This is a genomic window from Edaphovirga cremea (genome assembly GCF_003332275.1).
GTDB classification, from domain to species: Bacteria; Pseudomonadota; Gammaproteobacteria; order Enterobacterales; family Enterobacteriaceae; genus Edaphovirga; species Edaphovirga cremea.
The window spans coordinates 1-16,417 of sequence record NZ_QOVA01000019.1; the positions used below are offsets into that span (position 1 = coordinate 1).

Genomic DNA, 16,417 nt, shown 5'->3' on the forward strand with positions numbered 1-16,417 from the left:
GGTAAAATAGGGATTTGCGCGGCAATGAGGAAACTCTTGCAATTGGCCTATGGAGTATTGAAGTCAGGAATGAAATTCAATGCAGAAATCCGTCTTGCCAACTAAGGTGACAAGACGGTATCTTGAATGCCTGCTTCACAGCAGAAGAAAGAAAACCAAGCTGAAGCATTCAACCAGCAAAGCTATCTTTTGACCTTCACAAACATCAATCTAATATTCTGCTCCGAATTTGTTTTTAAAACGGGTGCAGGGCCGCGCTTACGGCCATATTACATTAACTCCCCCCACTCCGTGGGCAATCCCCCTCATGCTGATCCTCGCTCGATCAAACGCGGTGTCAGAATAATGTTCTGCTGTTGCAAACTCACCCCACCAATGCGTTGCAGCAATCTGCCCGCCGCACTGTGACCCACTTCCCGCGCCGAACTTGATATCAGCGTCAGCGGAGGCTCCGTAAGTTCCGCTCCGGGCGCATCCCCAAAACCAATCAGCGCGACCTGTTGCTCCAGAAAAGTATCGACACCTTTGCTGCCGATAGTCCTGCCCGAGCGCAAAACGCCAAAATAGGCCCCGATAGCCACCGAGGCGTTATGGCAAATAATGGCGCTGATATTGGGTTGATGGCTGAGTAACGTCTCCGTGGCATCCGCCACCACGCGTTGCTGATAATCGCACTCGATCACCCAGTCGCTGCGAAAAGGTAAGCCGTACTGCAGCAAGATGGCGCAAAAACCGCCCAACCTCTCGGCACGGGTCAGGGAACTGCTGTGTCCGCCAAGATAGGCAATTTGGCGGTGCCCGCGCTTGACCAGATATTCCGTCGCCATTTTCGCCGCCAGCATATTGTCGGGGCTGATCAAATCAACCCCCTCCAACCCAATAGAACGTGCGGCACACACCAGCGGAATCCCCTGCTCATCTGCCTTTTCTTTCAGACCGAGAAGCGAGTCTGCTCCACCAGCCAATACCACGCCCTCAACACCTTGCGCCAGCAACGAATCAAAGCAGCGCTGCATCCCTTTTCCATCGCGTCCGCTTTGGGTTAGAAATAGAATCTTGCCCTGCGCCTCAAACGCCTCGCTCAAGCCAGCGGTCATTTCTGCATAAAAAGGATCGCAAATATCATTGACGATCAAGCCGATGACACCCGAACTTCCCCCGCGGAGCGTCGCCGCCTGACGATTTGGCACGTACCCCAACTCATCAATCGTCTGATGTACCCGTTCGGCCGTTGCCGGGGAAATGCGCCCTTTGCCACTCAGAACCAGAGAGACCGTAGTGACGGAAACGCCAGCCTGCAAAGCGACATCGGTAATGGTGATTTTTTTCTGTGTCATTGCAGCAACATATTCATTAGGGACCCATGCGAGAAATTTGGCATCATTTATCAAAGGCTAGCAGTCGGTAGATAAATACAGTAAAACGTTTTACCTGACACGCAACCCTTACCGCATCTGTGTCGTCAGAAGTGTGATTCTGCGCGCATATTAATTTGGTAAAACGTTTTATCTTATTTTACCTAAAATTCTTATTACTATTTCATATCTTTGCCAGGAGATGTCATGCCCGCCAGCCATAAGCAAAAAATCACGCTTTGGGAATTTTTTCAAAGCCTGGGTAAAACCTTCATGTTACCTGTCGCCTTGCTCTCTTTCTGCGGCATTATGCTGGGCATCGGCAGTTCGCTGAGCAGTCGGGATGTGATCACCCTTTTGCCGGTACTTGATCATCCCGTTTTTCAATTGACCTTTACCTGGATGAGCAAAGTTGGCTCTTTCGCCTTCAGTTTTCTGCCGGTGATGTTCGCCATTGCCATCCCGCTGGGCATGGCGCGCGAAAATAAAGGCGTTGCGGCATTCTCGGGTTTTGTTGGTTTTGCCGTACTGAATCTGGCGACCAATTTTTACCTCACAACACACGGGATCCTGCCGACGACTGATCCACTGGTGTTGAAAGCCAACAATATCCAGAACATCCTGGGCATTCAATCCATCGATACGGGGATTTTGGGCGCGGTTATCGTCGGGATTATCGTTTACCTGCTGCATGAGCGTTTCAATACCATTCGCCTGCCGGATGCATTGGCATTCTTCGGCGGCACCCGCTTTGTTCCCATTATCACCACGGTGGTTCTGGGGATCGTTGGGTTGGTCATCCCGCTGATCTGGCCGTGGTTTGCGGCAGGAATCAACGGCCTTGGACGCATCATCAATGGCGCGGGTATCTTTGGCCCGATGATATTTGGTACCGGGGAACGTCTGCTGCTGCCGTTTGGCTTGCACCACATTCTGGTGGCGCTGATCCGATTTACCGAAGCAGGTGGCACCCTGGATGTCTGCGGCCAGCAGGTCAATGGCGCGCTGACTATTTTCCAGGCACAGCTCTCATGCCCAACCACCCACGGTTTTTCTGAAAGTGCCACCCGCTTCCTCTCGCAGGGTAAAATGCCGGCATTCCTGGGTGGTCTGCCCGGCGCGGCACTGGCGATGTACCATTGTGCCAAGCCAGAAAATCGCCATAAGATTAAGGGATTATTGATTTCCGGCGTGGTTGCTTGCGTGGTTGGTGGCACGACAGAACCGATCGAATTCCTGTTCCTGTTCGTCGCCCCCATCCTCTATTTTATCCACGCCATTCTTACCGGTCTGGGCTTCACCATTATGTCAGTACTTGGCGTTACCATCGGCAATACCGACGGTAACATCATCGATTTCGTGGTATTTGGTATTCTGCATGGCACCGCGACCAAGTGGTATCTGGTTCCTGTGGTCGCAGCGATTTGGTTTACCGCTTACTATGCTATCTTCCGTTTCTCGATTATGCGTTTCAATATCAAGACGCCCGGACGGGAATCAGACAGCGTGACCACCCAACCGATCAGCACCCAGCACGGTAAATCAGGCTACAGTGCCCCAGGCATTTTGCTTGCCCTCGGCGGCGCAGAGAATATCATTTCTCTCGACAACTGCATTACCCGCTTGCGTTTGTCCGTACGGGATATGAGTCTGGTTGACGATGCAGCCCTCAAAGCGCATCGGGCGATTGGTGTGGTTCACCTGAACGCCCACAACGTACAAGTTGTCATCGGCCCACAGGTGCAGTCGGTGAAAGACGAATTGGATGCACTGATTGCCCAGCGCCCTGACACTGCGGTGCAAGCCAATGCCTGATGAGGAATAAGACGACAGAACGCGTCTTAACCGGGAGTTACGGGCAGAGAAATCTGCCCACTTACCTTACATGAGTGAATAGGTTTATGTTCGATTTCTCTACGCCCGTTGATCGCCACGGAACCTGGTGTACCCAGTGGGATTATATCGCTGACCGTTTTGGTTCCGATGACCTGCTGCCCTTCACTATTTCCGACATGGATTTCCCTACCGCGCCCTGCGTTCTTGATGCATTGAGCCAACGCATTCAGCATGGCGTTTTGGGTTACAGTCGCTGGCAGCATCAGGATTTTCTCAGCGCTATTGAACATTGGTATGTGCAGCGTTTTTCGTGTCAGATCGACAGCCAGATGGCCGTGTATGGACCGTCGGTCATTTATATGGTCGCAGAACTGATTCGATTATGGTCTGAACCGGGCGATTATGTGGTTACCCATACACCGGCATACGACGCGTTTTATAAAACAATTGACGGCAATCAGCGGCAGTTGCTCGCTTGCCCTCTGCAAAAACGCGGTAATGACTGGTATTGCGATATGGTTCACTTGGAATCGCTACTGGCGCAGCCAAAATGCAAAGTCCTGCTATTGTGCAGCCCACAGAATCCAACGGGGAAAGTATGGCAGGCGGATGAATTGACTGAAATGGCCACGCTGTGCGCGCAATATGATGTGAAGGTTATCAGCGATGAAATTCATATGGATATGACCTGGGGTGAACGGCACACTCCCTGGAGCCAGGTTGCGCGGTCTCCTTGGGCGCTACTGACATCGGCGTCAAAATCTTTCAATATTCCTGCACTTACCGGAGCCTATGGCTTCATTAGTGACCCTGTCACGCGTGAGAGCTACACCCGACACCTGAAAGCGCGGGATGGCCTTTCCTCTCCGGCGGTGTTGGCCATTGTGGCGCATATTGCCGCATACCGTCAGGGTGAACCCTGGTTTGATGCGCTGCGGGAATACCTGCACGCCAATCTGCTCTACGTTGCTGACAGCCTGAATGCCGCATTTCCGCAATTGAATTGGCAACCCCCGCAAGCGACCTACCTCGCATGGATTGATTTGCGTCCGCTGGGCGTTGACGATCGTCAATTACAACAAGAACTGATTGAAACCCAGAAAGTCGCCATCATGCCAGGCTACACCTATGGCGAAGAAGGCCGCGGATTTTTGCGGCTCAACGTTGGCTGCCCGCGTAGTAAAATCGAAAGTGGCGTCGCGAAATTGATTGCTGGCTTGCGTAATATTGTTGATCCGCTTACACAAAATCCGGGCGAAAAGAGCTGAATTTGCGCAACTGTACGCAACGGAATGATTTTCGTTGCGTACACACATAATTAAATTGTGAGATTTCTCGCTTTTTTATGCAACAAGATGGATGTTTTCATCGTTTTGTTTTTATACTGTTCTGCACTTTACTTTAACAATAACGAGTGCACCCCATGATTGATAACAGCCTTCCCCTTACAGATATCCATCGTCACCTTGACGGCAATATTCGCGCTCAAACCATTTTGGATCTCGGACGCCAGTTCAACATGACGCTGCCTGCGCAAGAGTTGGAAGCGCTACGTCCACACGTACAAGTCACTCATACTGAAGCGGATTTGGTCAGTTTCCTGCAAAAACTTGATTGGGGCGTGGCCGTTTTAGGCTCACTGGATGCCTGCCGCCGCGTTGCCTATGAGAATATTCAGGATGCCGCCAATGCAGGGTTACATTATGTCGAACTGCGCTTCTCCCCTTATTACATGGCAATGAAACACCAATTACCGATAGCGGGTGTGGTTGAGGCCATTATCGAGGGTGTTCGCAACGGATGCCGTGACTTTGGCATTGAAGCGCGTCTGATAGGGATTCTTAGTCGTACCTTTGGTGAGGAAGCCTGCCTGCTGGAGCTTGAAGGTCTGCTTGCGCATCGTGACGGTATCACTGCCCTGGATCTGGCCGGTGATGAACTGGGCTTTCCTGGCAGTCAATTCCTCAGCCATTTCAATCGTGCGCGTGATGCCGGACTGCGCATCACTATCCATGCCGGTGAAGCGGCGGGTGCAGACAGTATCTGGCAGGCGATTCGGGAATTGGGCGCAGAACGTATTGGTCATGGGGTGAATGCCATTCAGGATCCTGAATTGATGGACTTTCTTGCCATACACCAGATTGGTATCGAGTCCTGCCTGACATCCAATATTCAAACCAGCACGGTGGCGTCGCTGGACGTACACCCACTGGCGACATTCTTGCGCCACGGTATTCTGGCGTCCATCAACACGGACGATCCTGCGGTACAGGGGATTGAAATCGGGCATGAATACCGTGTGGCCGCCCCACAGGCTGGTCTGACCCAGGAAGAGATCCGTCAGGCGCAGCGCAACGGGTTGACCATGGCTTTTATCAGCGATAACGAGAAACAGGCGTTGCGTGAAAAAGTGCGCGGTTAATTGCAGAATTGAAGCCTAAACAAATGGCCAGCATAAGTAGCGATACACTTAATACTGGCCATTTCACATTTCATTTTACTTGGACGCGTTACCGGATATTTTTACTGCGCTTCTGTCATCCCTTGTGCTTGTTCTGTTTCCCTCTTGATGCGTTTTGAATAACGCTGTGCCAGTACCGCACACACCATTAACTGAATCTGATGGAATATCATCAGCGGCAGCACCATGGCGCCGACGACGGCGGGAGGAAACAGTACGTTGGCCATTGGAATGCCGTTCGCCAGACTCTTCTTGGAACCACAGAAAACAATCGTGATCTCATCCGCCGTATTAAAACCTAACCAGCGCGCTGCGTAGGTATTAATAATCAGCACAATCGTTAAGAGAACGATCGAACAGACAATAATCGCCAAAAATGACCAACCATCAATCTGACTCCAGATCCCCTGCACAACCGCTTCGCTGAATGCGACGTAAACCACCAGCAAAATAGAAGAACGGTCAGTGATACTCACTAACTTCTTATGGCGTTCCACCCATTTGGCAATCAGCGGGCGGGAAAGATGTCCGACAATAAACGGCACCATCAATTGCAGAATAATAGAGCCGATGGCATGTAACACATCCGTATTACCCCCTTGCGTATGCATTAACGCGCCGACCAGGATCGGAGAGAGAAATACCCCCAGAATACTGGAGGCCGATGCGCTGCAAATAGCTGCCGCCACATTCCCGCCTGCCACGGACGTATACGCAATGGCCGATTGAACCGTTGCCGGGAGTGCGCAAAGATACAAAAAGCCCAAATAGACCGTGGGGGTCAGAACGCCCGGCACCAGCACATTCATTCCCAATCCCAGCAAGGGGAACAAGGCGAACGTACTGAGGAAAACCACCACATGCAATTTCCAGTGCCCCATCCCCGCGATTATCGCCTGACGCGACAACTTTGCACCGTGCATGAAGAACAGCAGCGCAATGGCGGCAGTCGTCAAATATTCAAAGAATACTTTCGTCTTGCCCTCGCATGGAAACAACGAGGCAATAATCACCACACACACCAGAATCAGTAAAAACTTATCAATGCGAAGACGTTGTAACCATGACATCTGACTTTTCCTTGCGACTTATCCCATCCGATCAATACGATCTTTTATTAGTGTGCTTAGACTACCGGCAACGCACGTTTCTGTTCGGCAGATGCCAATCCCAACTCAATCAATTCCATTACCACAATCGCCTCAGAGGCCGGTACCGGATTCTCACCCTGTCCACTGATGGCATCACGCACTGCCGCGTAATACGCCGGATAGTTACCGGGTATCGTCAACAGGGTTTTCTCGGCCATCACACCGTCATAATGTAGCGTCAGAATCCCGTCACGCATGTCGTAGCCCCAATCGGTCTGCGGCAAACGTTCCCCGGCCTTAAGGCGGTCTTCCTGCGGATCCACGCCAAATTTCACAAAACTGCCCTGGGTGCCATGAACAATATAGCGTGCCGTTTCCGCAGCGGCATACACGGTGCTATGCAGCACGACACGTTTGTTGCCATAACCCAACACCGCATGGAAATAATCCACCGATTTCGAACCGGGCCGCAGTTTTGCCAAATCCACATCCAGCGTTTCAGGCAAACCAAACAGCTGTAAGACCTGATCGATCAAATGCGGTCCGAGATCGTACCAAATCCCGCTACCTGGCGCGCCATCTTCACGCCAGCGGTCACGCACTTCAGGACGAAAGCGATCAAAATGCGATTCGAAATAGACAATATCCCCTAATGCGCCCTCTTTCAGCAGTGTTTTCAGCGTCAAAAAGTCACTGTCCCAGCGGCGGTTATGGAACACCGACAGCAGCAAGCCACTTTGTTCAGCCAGTTGCTGCAGTTCACGCGCCTCGTCGAGTGTGACGGTGAAAGGCTTGTCGACCACCACATGCTTACCCGCTTCCAGCGCCTGTTTCGCCAGGGGGAAGTGCGTTTCATTGGGGGTAGGAATGATAACTAAATCAATGGAGGGATCGTTGAACAGCGCTTGCGGATTATCAACTACGTTCACTGAGGGCCAATCGGCATGAACTTTTGCTGCATCGCTGCTGGAAACAGCAGCGAGTTCAAGACCCGATGTTCCAACCAGCAACGGAGCATGAAACGTTTTGCTGGCGTAACCGTAGCCCACCAGACCCACACGAATATTATCTGCCATTTGGTTTCCTCTTTTCGGATAAACTGCGTCGATTTGACACCAGGTCGCCGGTTGGAACAAGAGGTAAATTAATTGTTAATCGACTTTCTGGTGTTAGAACTGATACCCCACACCCTCGTTTTCCGGCCAGTTACGCTCGCGGTAGGGTTTCGCCGGATAGTTGATTTCAATGCTGCGACGACGGAAATCACTCGGGCTGACGCCGACGCGCTTACGGAAAACGCGTGAGAAATAGAGCTGATCGTCATAACCCACCACGCGGCCAATGGTTGCAATCGACTCTTGTGTCGTCTGTAACAGCAGTTTGGCGCGAATGACCCGCTGATCCTCACGCCAGCGCAAAATATTGATGCCCACCTGCTCACGGAACAGATGCGCCAGCCTTGATGGTGAGAGACAGACGTGACGCGCAACCTCATCGATACGCAATTCACCCGCCAAATTACCGGTGATAAATTGGCAGGCTTCAATCACCCGCGGATCCATGATTTTCTGTGGACTCTGCGGATCCTCTTCCATCGCGCGCAACAGTAACCGCTCCAGCAGATTCATCCCTAACTCTTCCGAAAACCGACGTCCCGATTTCTGTGTCTGTTCGATATTGGCAAAGAGGCGATCAAATTCGAGCAACAAGGGATTATCCGGCAGGGAAAGACGCCCGACTTCATGGGTTTTGCTGTGCCATTCCAGCCAGTCAGCCCAATAGGCGCGCGGACGGAAATAGACCCAGCGGTGATACCAGCAGTCGCTATTGGGTGAACGGCCATAATAATGTGATGCTTTGGGTGGAAACAGCAGCAGGTCACCGGGATTACAGTAAAAAGTTTTTTCGCCATCAAAGACTTTGCCCTGACCTTTGATGGTCAGATTAAGAATGTAGCCTTTCATGCCGTTGGGACGATCGATAAAAAAATCCAACGGGCCATCGGCCATAATCGGCGTCAGTCCGGCAACCAGATACGCATTGAAGGTATATCCTGGCAGCAGTGGGTTCGGCTGAGGTTCCTGAATCATGCGGTGATACATCATTCCTCCAAATCATCGCGCTAGCTAATAGCTTTTAGTCTATCGGGCAGCGAGAAAGCTGCCCGAACGGCTCGCAGAACTGTGAACAAGACGACCTTTTTGTCCATATATCCCCTTCGTCCCTGAAGTACTTTGGGTAAAGAAAGCTTAAACAGTCCGTTTTGCCGCCTGTTTGTAGCGGTCAAAAATAACCGCCGCCAGGAGGATCAAGCCACGCACGACGTATTGCGAGAACGGTGAGATATTCAGCAGGTTCATCGCGTTCTCAACCGTACCCAGAATCAGAATACCGGCAATCACATACGAGATTTTACCGATACCGCCTTTCAGTGAAACCCCGCCCAGTACGCAGGCAGAGATGACTATCAGCTCATAACCAATCGAGGTCATTGGCTGGCCGCTGGTCATTCGCGACGCCAGAATAATACCGGCAGCGGCAGAGACCAGCCCTGACAAAATGAAAATGATAATCTTGGTGCGAACCACCGGAACCCCTGCCAGACGCGCAGCCTCCTCATTGCCGCCAATCGCCAGCGTATTGCGGCCAAAGGTGGTTTTGTTGAGCAAAAAGCCAAACAGGATCAGGCAGATGACGGTAATCCAGATCGGTGCTGGCAGACCAAACCAGTTGGTGTAGCCCAGCGCAAAGAAACGCTCATCTTCGATACCGACCGCTTTACCGTCAGAAATAATGTACGCCAGCCCGCGGACGATCTGCATCGTCGCAAGCGTGGTGATCAACGCATTGATTTTCAGCCGGGCAATCACAAAACCGTTGACGAGACCAGACAACATGCCGAGCAACAGCCCGGCACCCACGCCCATCCACATGCTTTCGGTCATGTTGATGACCACCGCAGTCGTGACGCCCGCGCAGGCGATGACCGAAGCCACAGACAGATCGAAATCACCGGATGCCAGACAGAAGAGCATCCCGCAGGCCACCATCCCCGACATCGAAATAGCCAGCCCCAGCCCCTTCATATTGATAAAGCTGGCGAAGTTAGGCACAAAAATTGAGCAGCCGATGAAAAGCACCGCAAACACGACCAGCATGCCATAGCTGTCCCAGATGCGGGACAAACCATAACCGCGGCTTTTCTTCACCGGCGTATTTTCCGGCTTGGCTGAATTCGTGGAAACACTGGACATAATTAACTCCTCAACTCAAACACACTCAGGGGCAATATCAGGGGTACGCAGCATCGCCAGCGTCAGCGCTTTTTCTTCCGTGGCTTCGTCGTGGCTCAACTCACCCGAGACGGCCCCTTCGCGCATTACGATGATCCGGTCAGCCAGACCCAGCACTTCCGGCAGATCGCTGGAGGCAAACAGCACGGCAATGCCCTGCTTCGCCAACTCATAGATCACATGGTAAATTTCATGTTTGGCACCCACATCGATGCCGCGCGTTGGCTCATCAAGCAGGATCACTTTCATCTCTTCGGATAACCAACGGCCCAGAATCGCCTTCTGCTGATTGCCACCGGACAGATTCATAATCAATTGCTGGGGTGAAGGGGTTTTGATATTAAGCGAATTAATACGCTTGTCGGCGTTCTCCACTTCCCAGGCGTTATTAATCAAACATCCGGCTTTGATGCTTTTGCGTCGTGCGCTGATGTTGATATTTTCCCGCACCGAGTGAACCGGAATAATGCCATCGGCCTTTCGATCCTCTGGGCAAAGCATGATGCCCTGACGGATCGCCTCGATCGGCGAACGAATGTTCAATGCTTTCCCATCGAGTGAGACAGTGCCTGAGGTGATACGCGTGCCGCCAAACAGACCTTTCATCAGTTCGCTGCGCCCTGCACCCACCAGCCCAAACAGACCCACAATTTCGCCCTGCCGCACCGTGAGGGAGATCGTCGACTTCACGCCATCGGCTTTGACGTTATCAACGCGCAACCGCACCTCGCCATGGGGGCGCGGAGAATATCCATACACGTCGCCGAGGTGACGCCCGACCATCGCCTGCACCAATTTGTCGTGATTGACCTCCGCCATATCCTCAAAGGTGCGGACATAGCACCCATCCTTGAATACGGTAATGGCGTCACTGAGCGCGAAAATTTCTTCCATGCGATGGGAAACATAGATAATGACCCGGCCCTCGGCGCGTAATTCACGGATCACCCTGAACAGTTGCTCAATTTCACGGGCAGACAACGAACTGGTCGGCTCATCGAAGGCAATGACTTTTGCATTGCGTGCCAACGCCTTGGCAATTTCCACCATCTGCCATTGGCCGATAGACAGATATTTGAGCGGCGTATCGGGATCGATATCCAGACCCAAATGTTTGAGTTGCAGACTGGCCTCGTAGCGCAACAGTTTGCGGTTCACCATGCCCGCTTTATGCGGCAGTTGCCCCAGGTAGATATTTTCTGCCACGGTCATTTCAGGTACCAGATGCAGTTCCTGATAGATGATCGCCACGCCCGCATCCAGTGCATCCGTGGTTTTGGTAAAATTGACCGTTTGGCCTTTGATACGGATCTCCCCACTGGTCGGCGTGTAGTTGCCGCTGAGGATCTTGAGCAGTGTGGACTTCCCTGCGCCATTTTCCCCCATCAACGCATGGATCTGTCCGGCATGGCAGGAGAAGCTGATCCCGTCCAGCGCTTTCACGCCGGGGAACTGTTTGCCAATGGAGCAGAATTCCAGATAGGGTGCTTGAGCAGTCATTGTGGCTTCCTCATGGTTCTTAACCTGTCAGTCGCAATACGGAGCATCAACAAAAGCGGACAGGATTTCCCTGCCCGCCAGATCCCTTACAACAACCCTTTCTTCTCCAATTCAACTTTGAAGTTATCGCGGGTGATCAGCACGACATCGGTAACTTCGGTGAATTTTTCTGGTTCAACACCCTTGGTTACCCACTCGTTCAGCATCTGGATGCTCTTGTAACCATGGATATCCGGGCTTGGCAGCAGTGAACCGTAGAATCCGGTAGCTTGTGCTTTGGAAAGTTCACTGACGGCGTCGACGCCGTTGATACCAATACCGATCACGTTCGGCGCTTTAAAGCCCTGGCCTTCGGTAGCACGCACGCCACCCAGTACGGTGTTGTCGTTCATGCCGACAATCAGCCAGTTCTTCACTTCAGGGTGCTGTACCAACAGCGAGTTGGCGGCGTCAAATGCGCCGGGGATATCGTTGGATTTGGTTGGGATTTTGAAGATTTGTTTGTCAGGGAAACCATCCACTTTCAGGGCGTCCATGGAGCCCGAGGTGCGGCGACGCGCGGTATCCAGTTCGTCGGCGGTAATCGCCATTACGCCGGTCTCTGCCACTTTCCAGCCGCGTTTGTTCATCTCTTTCCACAGTTCATTACCCTGACGCTCACCAATTTTGGTGGCGGCCATCATGACCAGCGGAACGGTGTCCATCGGTTTGCCTTTCGCATTGACGAATTGGTCGTCGACGGCAATCACTTTCATGTCGTAACCGCGGGCTTTCGCCATAATCGCTGAACCCAATTTAGGATCCGGGGTACAGATAACAAAGCCTTTCGCGCCGCTGGCAGCGAGACTGTCTATGGCGTTAAGCGTTTTTTCACCGTCGGGAACGGCGATTTTAATCACTTCAAACCCTAAGTCCTTGCCGGCTTTGTCAGCAAATTTCCATTCTGTCTGAAACCAGGGTTCTTCTGGCTGTTTTACCAGAAAACCCAGCTTCATGGTCTCCGCCATAGCCGATTGTGACATAACCGCTGCCAATCCGATTGCTGCAAGCGCCTTAGTGAATTTATGCATGATGTTCTCCGGTCTCTTTTATTGGTGCACGCTGTCGGTGCCAAAAGCGTGAAAACGTTATCATTAGGGTAAATCCAGCGATGATCCTGAGTCAGTGCCTGTTCCTGAGCACTTCCCAAGATCATCGCTGGCAAGACGGATCAAGTTTTAACGGTTATTCATCAGTAGAATGTAGAGCGCTATCACATACACAGATTACAGCAATTATGTACATATATTTAGCAAATTTAGCCAACCATTAACTTTTGACTGACATCACAGAAACGTTGTAGGAAGCAGAAAAGTGCATACTTCCAGCTAATGACTCCTCACGCTTGGGTCAGGAGACTCCTATGGTTATCAACAATAAACAGGTGATCCAAAGGAGTATTGAGAATGACGCAAGGTGCCATCGCTCTTGGCCTTGATTTTGGCAGCGATTCGGTTCGTGCGCTGGCGGTCGACTGTCAGCTCGGTACCGAGATTGAAACTGACGTGGTCTATTACCCGCGCTGGCAGGACGGCCAGTTTTGCAATGCTGCACAGAATCAATTCCGCCACCACCCGCTCGACTATATAGAAGCCATGGAACAGGCGATCCGCAGCGTGGTATCACGCCTGACGGATAACCAGCGGCAGCGTATTGTCGGGATTGGCGTCGACTCCACTGGTTCGACACCGGCTCCGATTGACGAGGAGGGGCGCGTACTGGCGCTTCGACCCGAGTTTTCAAATAATCCGAATGCCATGTTCGTGCTCTGGAAAGATCACACGGCCATTGAAGAAGCGGAAGAGATTAACCGCCTCTGCCGCAGCGGTACCTTCCCCGACTATTCCCGCTATATCGGCGGTGTCTATTCGTCGGAATGGTTTTGGGCCAAAATTCTCCATGTTTCACGCCAGGATGATGAGGTGCGCAAGGCTGCCGTTTCCTGGGTTGAACTCTGTGACTGGGTGCCCGCCCTGCTGTCCGGCACCACCGCCCCGGCTGATTTGAAACGTGGCCGCTGTAGCGCGGGCCATAAAATGCTCTGGCACCCGTCCTGGGGCGGATTGCCACCCAGGGATTTCTTCGCGGCACTCGACCCGCTGCTGGTCAACGATCTGCATTACCCGATGTTTGATGACACCATCACGGCTGAAAAACCGGTGGGCACAATTACGGCTGAATGGGCCGAACGGCTGGGGATCCCGGCGACGGTGGTGCTTTCCGGTGGTGCGTTCGACTGCCACATGGGCGCAGTGGGTGCTGGCGCGCAACCTTATACGCTGGTCAAAGTGATCGGCACCTCAACCTGCGACATCTTGATTGCTGACAAAGAACGCGTTGGCGATCGGGCGATCGCCGGGATTTGCGGGCAGGTGGAAGGCAGCGTCGTGCCTGACATGATCGGTATGGAAGCGGGGCAATCCGCCTTTGGCGATATGTATGCCTGGTTCAGCCGACTGTTGAGTTGGCCTCTGCATCAGGCCGCCACTGCCCATCCCGAATTGAAAACGCAGTTGAAAGAGATCGAAGCCGGTCTTTTGCCCGCCCTGACCGCGACGTGGGCCGCAAACCCGCATCTGGAGACCTTACCGCTGGTGCTCGACTGGTTTAACGGCCGCCGCACACCCAATGCCAACCAACGGCTGAAAGGGGTCATCACCGATCTGAATCTGGGAACCGATGCCGCTGCCCTGTTTGGCGGTTTCATTGCCGCTACCGCCTTCGGTGCGCGCGCCATCATGGAGTGTTTCGAGCAGCAGGATATCCCGGTTGAAAACGTTCTCGCCCTCGGCGGTATTGCCCGTAAATCGCCCGTCATCATGCAGGTTTGCGCCGATGTAATGAATCGTCCGTTGCAAATTGTCGCTTCCGATCAGTGTTGCGCATTAGGTGCCGCGATTTTTGCTGCCGTCGCAGCCGGCGAGTTTGCGGATGTTCCCGCCGCCCAGCAAAAAATGGCTTGCAAAATCGAACGCACGCTGATGCCAGATCCAAAACAGGTCGAACAGTTTCAACGTCTGTATGAACGTTATCAGCAGTGGTGCAGCGTGGCGGAACCGCAGTATGCCGCAAAAGAGCTCGCCAAAAAGGCGGCGCAAGACGACGTGGCGGCAGTCTGAACCCCCTTCTCTTTTCGGGCTGGCAGACTCTGTCAGCCCTGACCCTAAACGTATATCAGGAGCGATAAATGGACGCATTCAAACAACTTGAAGTCTGGTTTGTTATCGGTAGCCAGAATCTGTATGGACCGCAAACCTTACAACAAGTGAAAGAAAATGCTGAGAAAGTGGTTAACGACCTCAATCAGCAGGCAAAGTTACCGGTCAAATTAGTGCTGAAACCCCTTGCGACCTCTCCGGATGAAATTACCACCCTGTGCCGTGAAGCCAACTACAACACCCAGTGTATTGGCCTGCTGACCTGGCTGCACACGTTCTCACCGGCCAAAATGTGGATCGCGGGTTTGAACATCCTGAATAAACCACTGATGCAGTTCCATACCCAGTTCAACGCTGAAATTCCTTGGGAAACCATGGATATGGACTTTATGAACCTGAACCAGACCGCACACGGTGGCCGTGAGTTCGGTTTCATCGGTGCGCGTATGCGTCAGCAGCATAGCGTGGTCGCAGGTCACTGGCAGGATCCGGATGCCCATCAGCGCATTGCCCAATGGATGCGTGTGGCTGCCGCCCGTCAGGAGAGCCAGCATCTGCGCGTGGCGCGCTTCGGTGACAATATGCGCGAAGTGGCGGTGACCGACGGCGATAAAGTGGATGCACAAATCCGGTTTGGTTATTCAGTCAATGCCTACGGTATTGGTGATTTGGTCAGCGTGGTTGACGAAGTCAGTAAAGGTGACGTCGATGCGTTGATTGAAGAATACGAAGCGACGTATGAATTCACCGACGTGGTGAAACTCAACGGCAGCAAACGTGAAAACCTGATCGATGCCGCCCGTATTGAACTGGGGATGAAGCGTTTCCTGGAACAGGGGAATTTCCGCGCTTTTACCACCAACTTTGAAAACCTGTATGGCCTGAAACAATTGCCGGGGCTGGCGGTACAGCGCCTGATGCAGCAGGGTTATGGTTTCGGCGGTGAAGGTGACTGGAAAACGGCCGCGTTGCTGCGCATCATGAAGGTGATGTCTTCCGGTCTCGAAGGCGGTACTTCCTTTATGGAAGACTACACCTACAACTTTAAGCAAGGGAACGATCTGGTCGTTGGCTCGCACATGCTGGAAGTGTGCCCGAGCATTGCCAAAGAACGTAAGCCATTGCTGGACGTGCAATATCTCGGTATCGGTGGCAAGGCCGATCCGGCTCGCCTGATCTTCTCCACCCCCGCCGGGCCAGCGGTCAATGCCAGCGTGATTGACATGGGTGACCGTTTCCGTCTCCTGGTGAATGTGGTCGATACGGTTGAACAGCCGCATCCACTGCCAAAACTGCCTGTGGCACGGGCAATCTGGAAAGCACAGCCGACGCTGGCGACGGCCGCAGAAGCCTGGATCCTCGGTGGCGGCGCGCACCATACCGTATTCAGCAAGGCGCTGAGCGTAGATTATCTGCGCCTGTATGCCGAAATGCACGGTATCGAAATGCTGGTGATTGACAACGATACCACCCTGCCAGCGTTCAAGAATGAGATCCGCTGGAACGAGGTGTATTACAAACTTTGCGCGAAATAAGCGCCTTGTAGAATTCGCTATTTTCGCTACTGTCATCCGGGGCACTCTTCAGCCCCGGATGCCTGTTTACCGGGTTGGGCGAAGGTCACTCCCGATCGCCATATCGCATTGCCACTCCCTTCAAGTTACAATCAGCCAGTAACAAAAAC

General features: G+C 52.7%; 12 protein-coding genes. 5 read left to right on the forward strand and 7 right to left on the reverse strand.

Going from position 1 to position 16,417, the window contains the following annotated elements; translation table 11 throughout:
• Positions 1 to 305 precede the first annotated feature (305 nt).
• A complete protein-coding gene (gene malI / locus DRI82_RS18640; RefSeq protein ID WP_114195415.1) occupies positions 306 to 1,337 on the reverse strand; it encodes a Mal regulon transcriptional regulator MalI in 1,032 nt (343 codons plus the stop codon).
• 225 nt (positions 1,338 to 1,562) lie between these two features.
• Here malI and malX point away from each other — a divergent pair, with 225 nt between their 5' ends.
• The 3 genes from malX (at position 1,563) to add (ending at position 5,613) form a co-directional block, all read left to right on the forward strand.
• Entirely contained in the window at positions 1,563 to 3,170 is a 1,608-nt protein-coding gene (gene malX, locus DRI82_RS18645) for a maltose/glucose-specific PTS transporter subunit IIBC (RefSeq protein WP_114195416.1), read from the forward strand.
• Between the two features lie 86 nt (positions 3,171 to 3,256).
• On the forward strand, positions 3,257 to 4,459 hold the full coding sequence (locus DRI82_RS18650; protein ID WP_114195417.1) for a MalY/PatB family protein: 1,203 nt from the start codon (positions 3,257 to 3,259) through the stop codon (positions 4,457 to 4,459).
• 155 nt (positions 4,460 to 4,614) lie between these two features.
• The gene (gene add, locus DRI82_RS18655; RefSeq protein WP_114195418.1) at positions 4,615 to 5,613 is read left to right on the forward strand and encodes an adenosine deaminase; all 999 of its coding nucleotides are present in this window, start codon (positions 4,615 to 4,617) and stop codon (positions 5,611 to 5,613) included.
• Between the two features lie 101 nt (positions 5,614 to 5,714).
• On the opposite strand, the gene DRI82_RS18660 is transcribed toward add, so the two are convergent.
• From DRI82_RS18660 to DRI82_RS18685, 6 genes are all read right to left on the reverse strand, one after another.
• A complete protein-coding gene (locus DRI82_RS18660; RefSeq protein WP_114195419.1) occupies positions 5,715 to 6,722 on the reverse strand; it encodes a bile acid:sodium symporter family protein in 1,008 nt (335 codons plus the stop codon).
• Between the two features lie 56 nt (positions 6,723 to 6,778).
• Entirely contained in the window at positions 6,779 to 7,819 is a 1,041-nt protein-coding gene (locus DRI82_RS18665; RefSeq protein ID WP_114195420.1) for an oxidoreductase, read from the reverse strand.
• A gap of 93 nt (positions 7,820 to 7,912) precedes the next feature.
• The gene (gene araC, locus DRI82_RS18670; protein ID WP_114195421.1) at positions 7,913 to 8,845 is read right to left on the reverse strand and encodes an arabinose operon transcriptional regulator AraC; all 933 of its coding nucleotides are present in this window, start codon (positions 8,843 to 8,845) and stop codon (positions 7,913 to 7,915) included.
• Between the two features lie 147 nt (positions 8,846 to 8,992).
• Positions 8,993 to 9,997, reverse strand: a complete 1,005-nt coding sequence (gene araH, locus DRI82_RS18675; RefSeq protein ID WP_114195422.1) for an L-arabinose ABC transporter permease AraH — start codon at positions 9,995 to 9,997, stop codon at positions 8,993 to 8,995.
• A gap of 15 nt (positions 9,998 to 10,012) precedes the next feature.
• Positions 10,013 to 11,536, reverse strand: coding sequence for an L-arabinose ABC transporter ATP-binding protein AraG (gene araG, locus DRI82_RS18680; RefSeq protein ID WP_114195423.1), 1,524 nt, complete (start codon positions 11,534 to 11,536; stop codon positions 10,013 to 10,015).
• A gap of 86 nt (positions 11,537 to 11,622) precedes the next feature.
• Positions 11,623 to 12,606 (reverse strand): arabinose ABC transporter substrate-binding protein, encoded by a 984-nt coding sequence (locus DRI82_RS18685; protein ID WP_114195424.1) that lies wholly within the window; start codon positions 12,604 to 12,606, stop codon positions 11,623 to 11,625.
• Positions 12,607 to 12,981: 375 nt separating this feature from the next.
• Between DRI82_RS18685 and DRI82_RS18690 the strand changes: the two genes are divergently transcribed.
• Complete coding sequence (locus tag DRI82_RS18690; protein WP_114195425.1) at positions 12,982 to 14,694, forward strand: ribulokinase; 1,713 nt, start codon at positions 12,982 to 12,984, stop codon at positions 14,692 to 14,694.
• A 68-nt stretch (positions 14,695 to 14,762) separates the two neighbouring features.
• Positions 14,763 to 16,268 carry an L-arabinose isomerase gene (gene araA / locus DRI82_RS18695; protein ID WP_114195426.1) on the forward strand — a complete coding sequence of 502 codons (1,506 nt, stop codon included), beginning with the start codon at positions 14,763 to 14,765 and terminating at the stop codon, positions 16,266 to 16,268.
• Positions 16,269 to 16,417 lie beyond the last annotated feature (149 nt).

Bases quoted from the DNA above. Each gene is read 5' to 3' on its own strand.
- DRI82_RS18650 (WP_114195417.1), top strand. From the start codon at position 3,257: ATGTTCGATTTCTCTACGCCCGTTGATCGCCACGGAACCTGGTGTACC.
- araG (WP_114195423.1), bottom strand. From the start codon at position 11,536: ATGACTGCTCAAGCACCCTATCTGGAATTCTGCTCCATTGGCAAACAG.
- add (WP_114195418.1), top strand. From the start codon at position 4,615: ATGATTGATAACAGCCTTCCCCTTACAGATATCCATCGTCACCTTGAC.
- araC (WP_114195421.1), bottom strand. From the start codon at position 8,845: ATGTATCACCGCATGATTCAGGAACCTCAGCCGAACCCACTGCTGCCA.
- DRI82_RS18685 (WP_114195424.1), bottom strand. From the start codon at position 12,606: ATGCATAAATTCACTAAGGCGCTTGCAGCAATCGGATTGGCAGCGGTT.
- DRI82_RS18660 (WP_114195419.1), bottom strand. From the start codon at position 6,722: ATGTCATGGTTACAACGTCTTCGCATTGATAAGTTTTTACTGATTCTG.
- araH (WP_114195422.1), bottom strand. From the start codon at position 9,997: ATGTCCAGTGTTTCCACGAATTCAGCCAAGCCGGAAAATACGCCGGTG.
- malI (WP_114195415.1), bottom strand. From the start codon at position 1,337: ATGACACAGAAAAAAATCACCATTACCGATGTCGCTTTGCAGGCTGGC.
- DRI82_RS18690 (WP_114195425.1), top strand. From the start codon at position 12,982: ATGACGCAAGGTGCCATCGCTCTTGGCCTTGATTTTGGCAGCGATTCG.
- DRI82_RS18665 (WP_114195420.1), bottom strand. From the start codon at position 7,819: ATGGCAGATAATATTCGTGTGGGTCTGGTGGGCTACGGTTACGCCAGC.
- araA (WP_114195426.1), top strand. From the start codon at position 14,763: ATGGACGCATTCAAACAACTTGAAGTCTGGTTTGTTATCGGTAGCCAG.
- malX (WP_114195416.1), top strand. From the start codon at position 1,563: ATGCCCGCCAGCCATAAGCAAAAAATCACGCTTTGGGAATTTTTTCAA.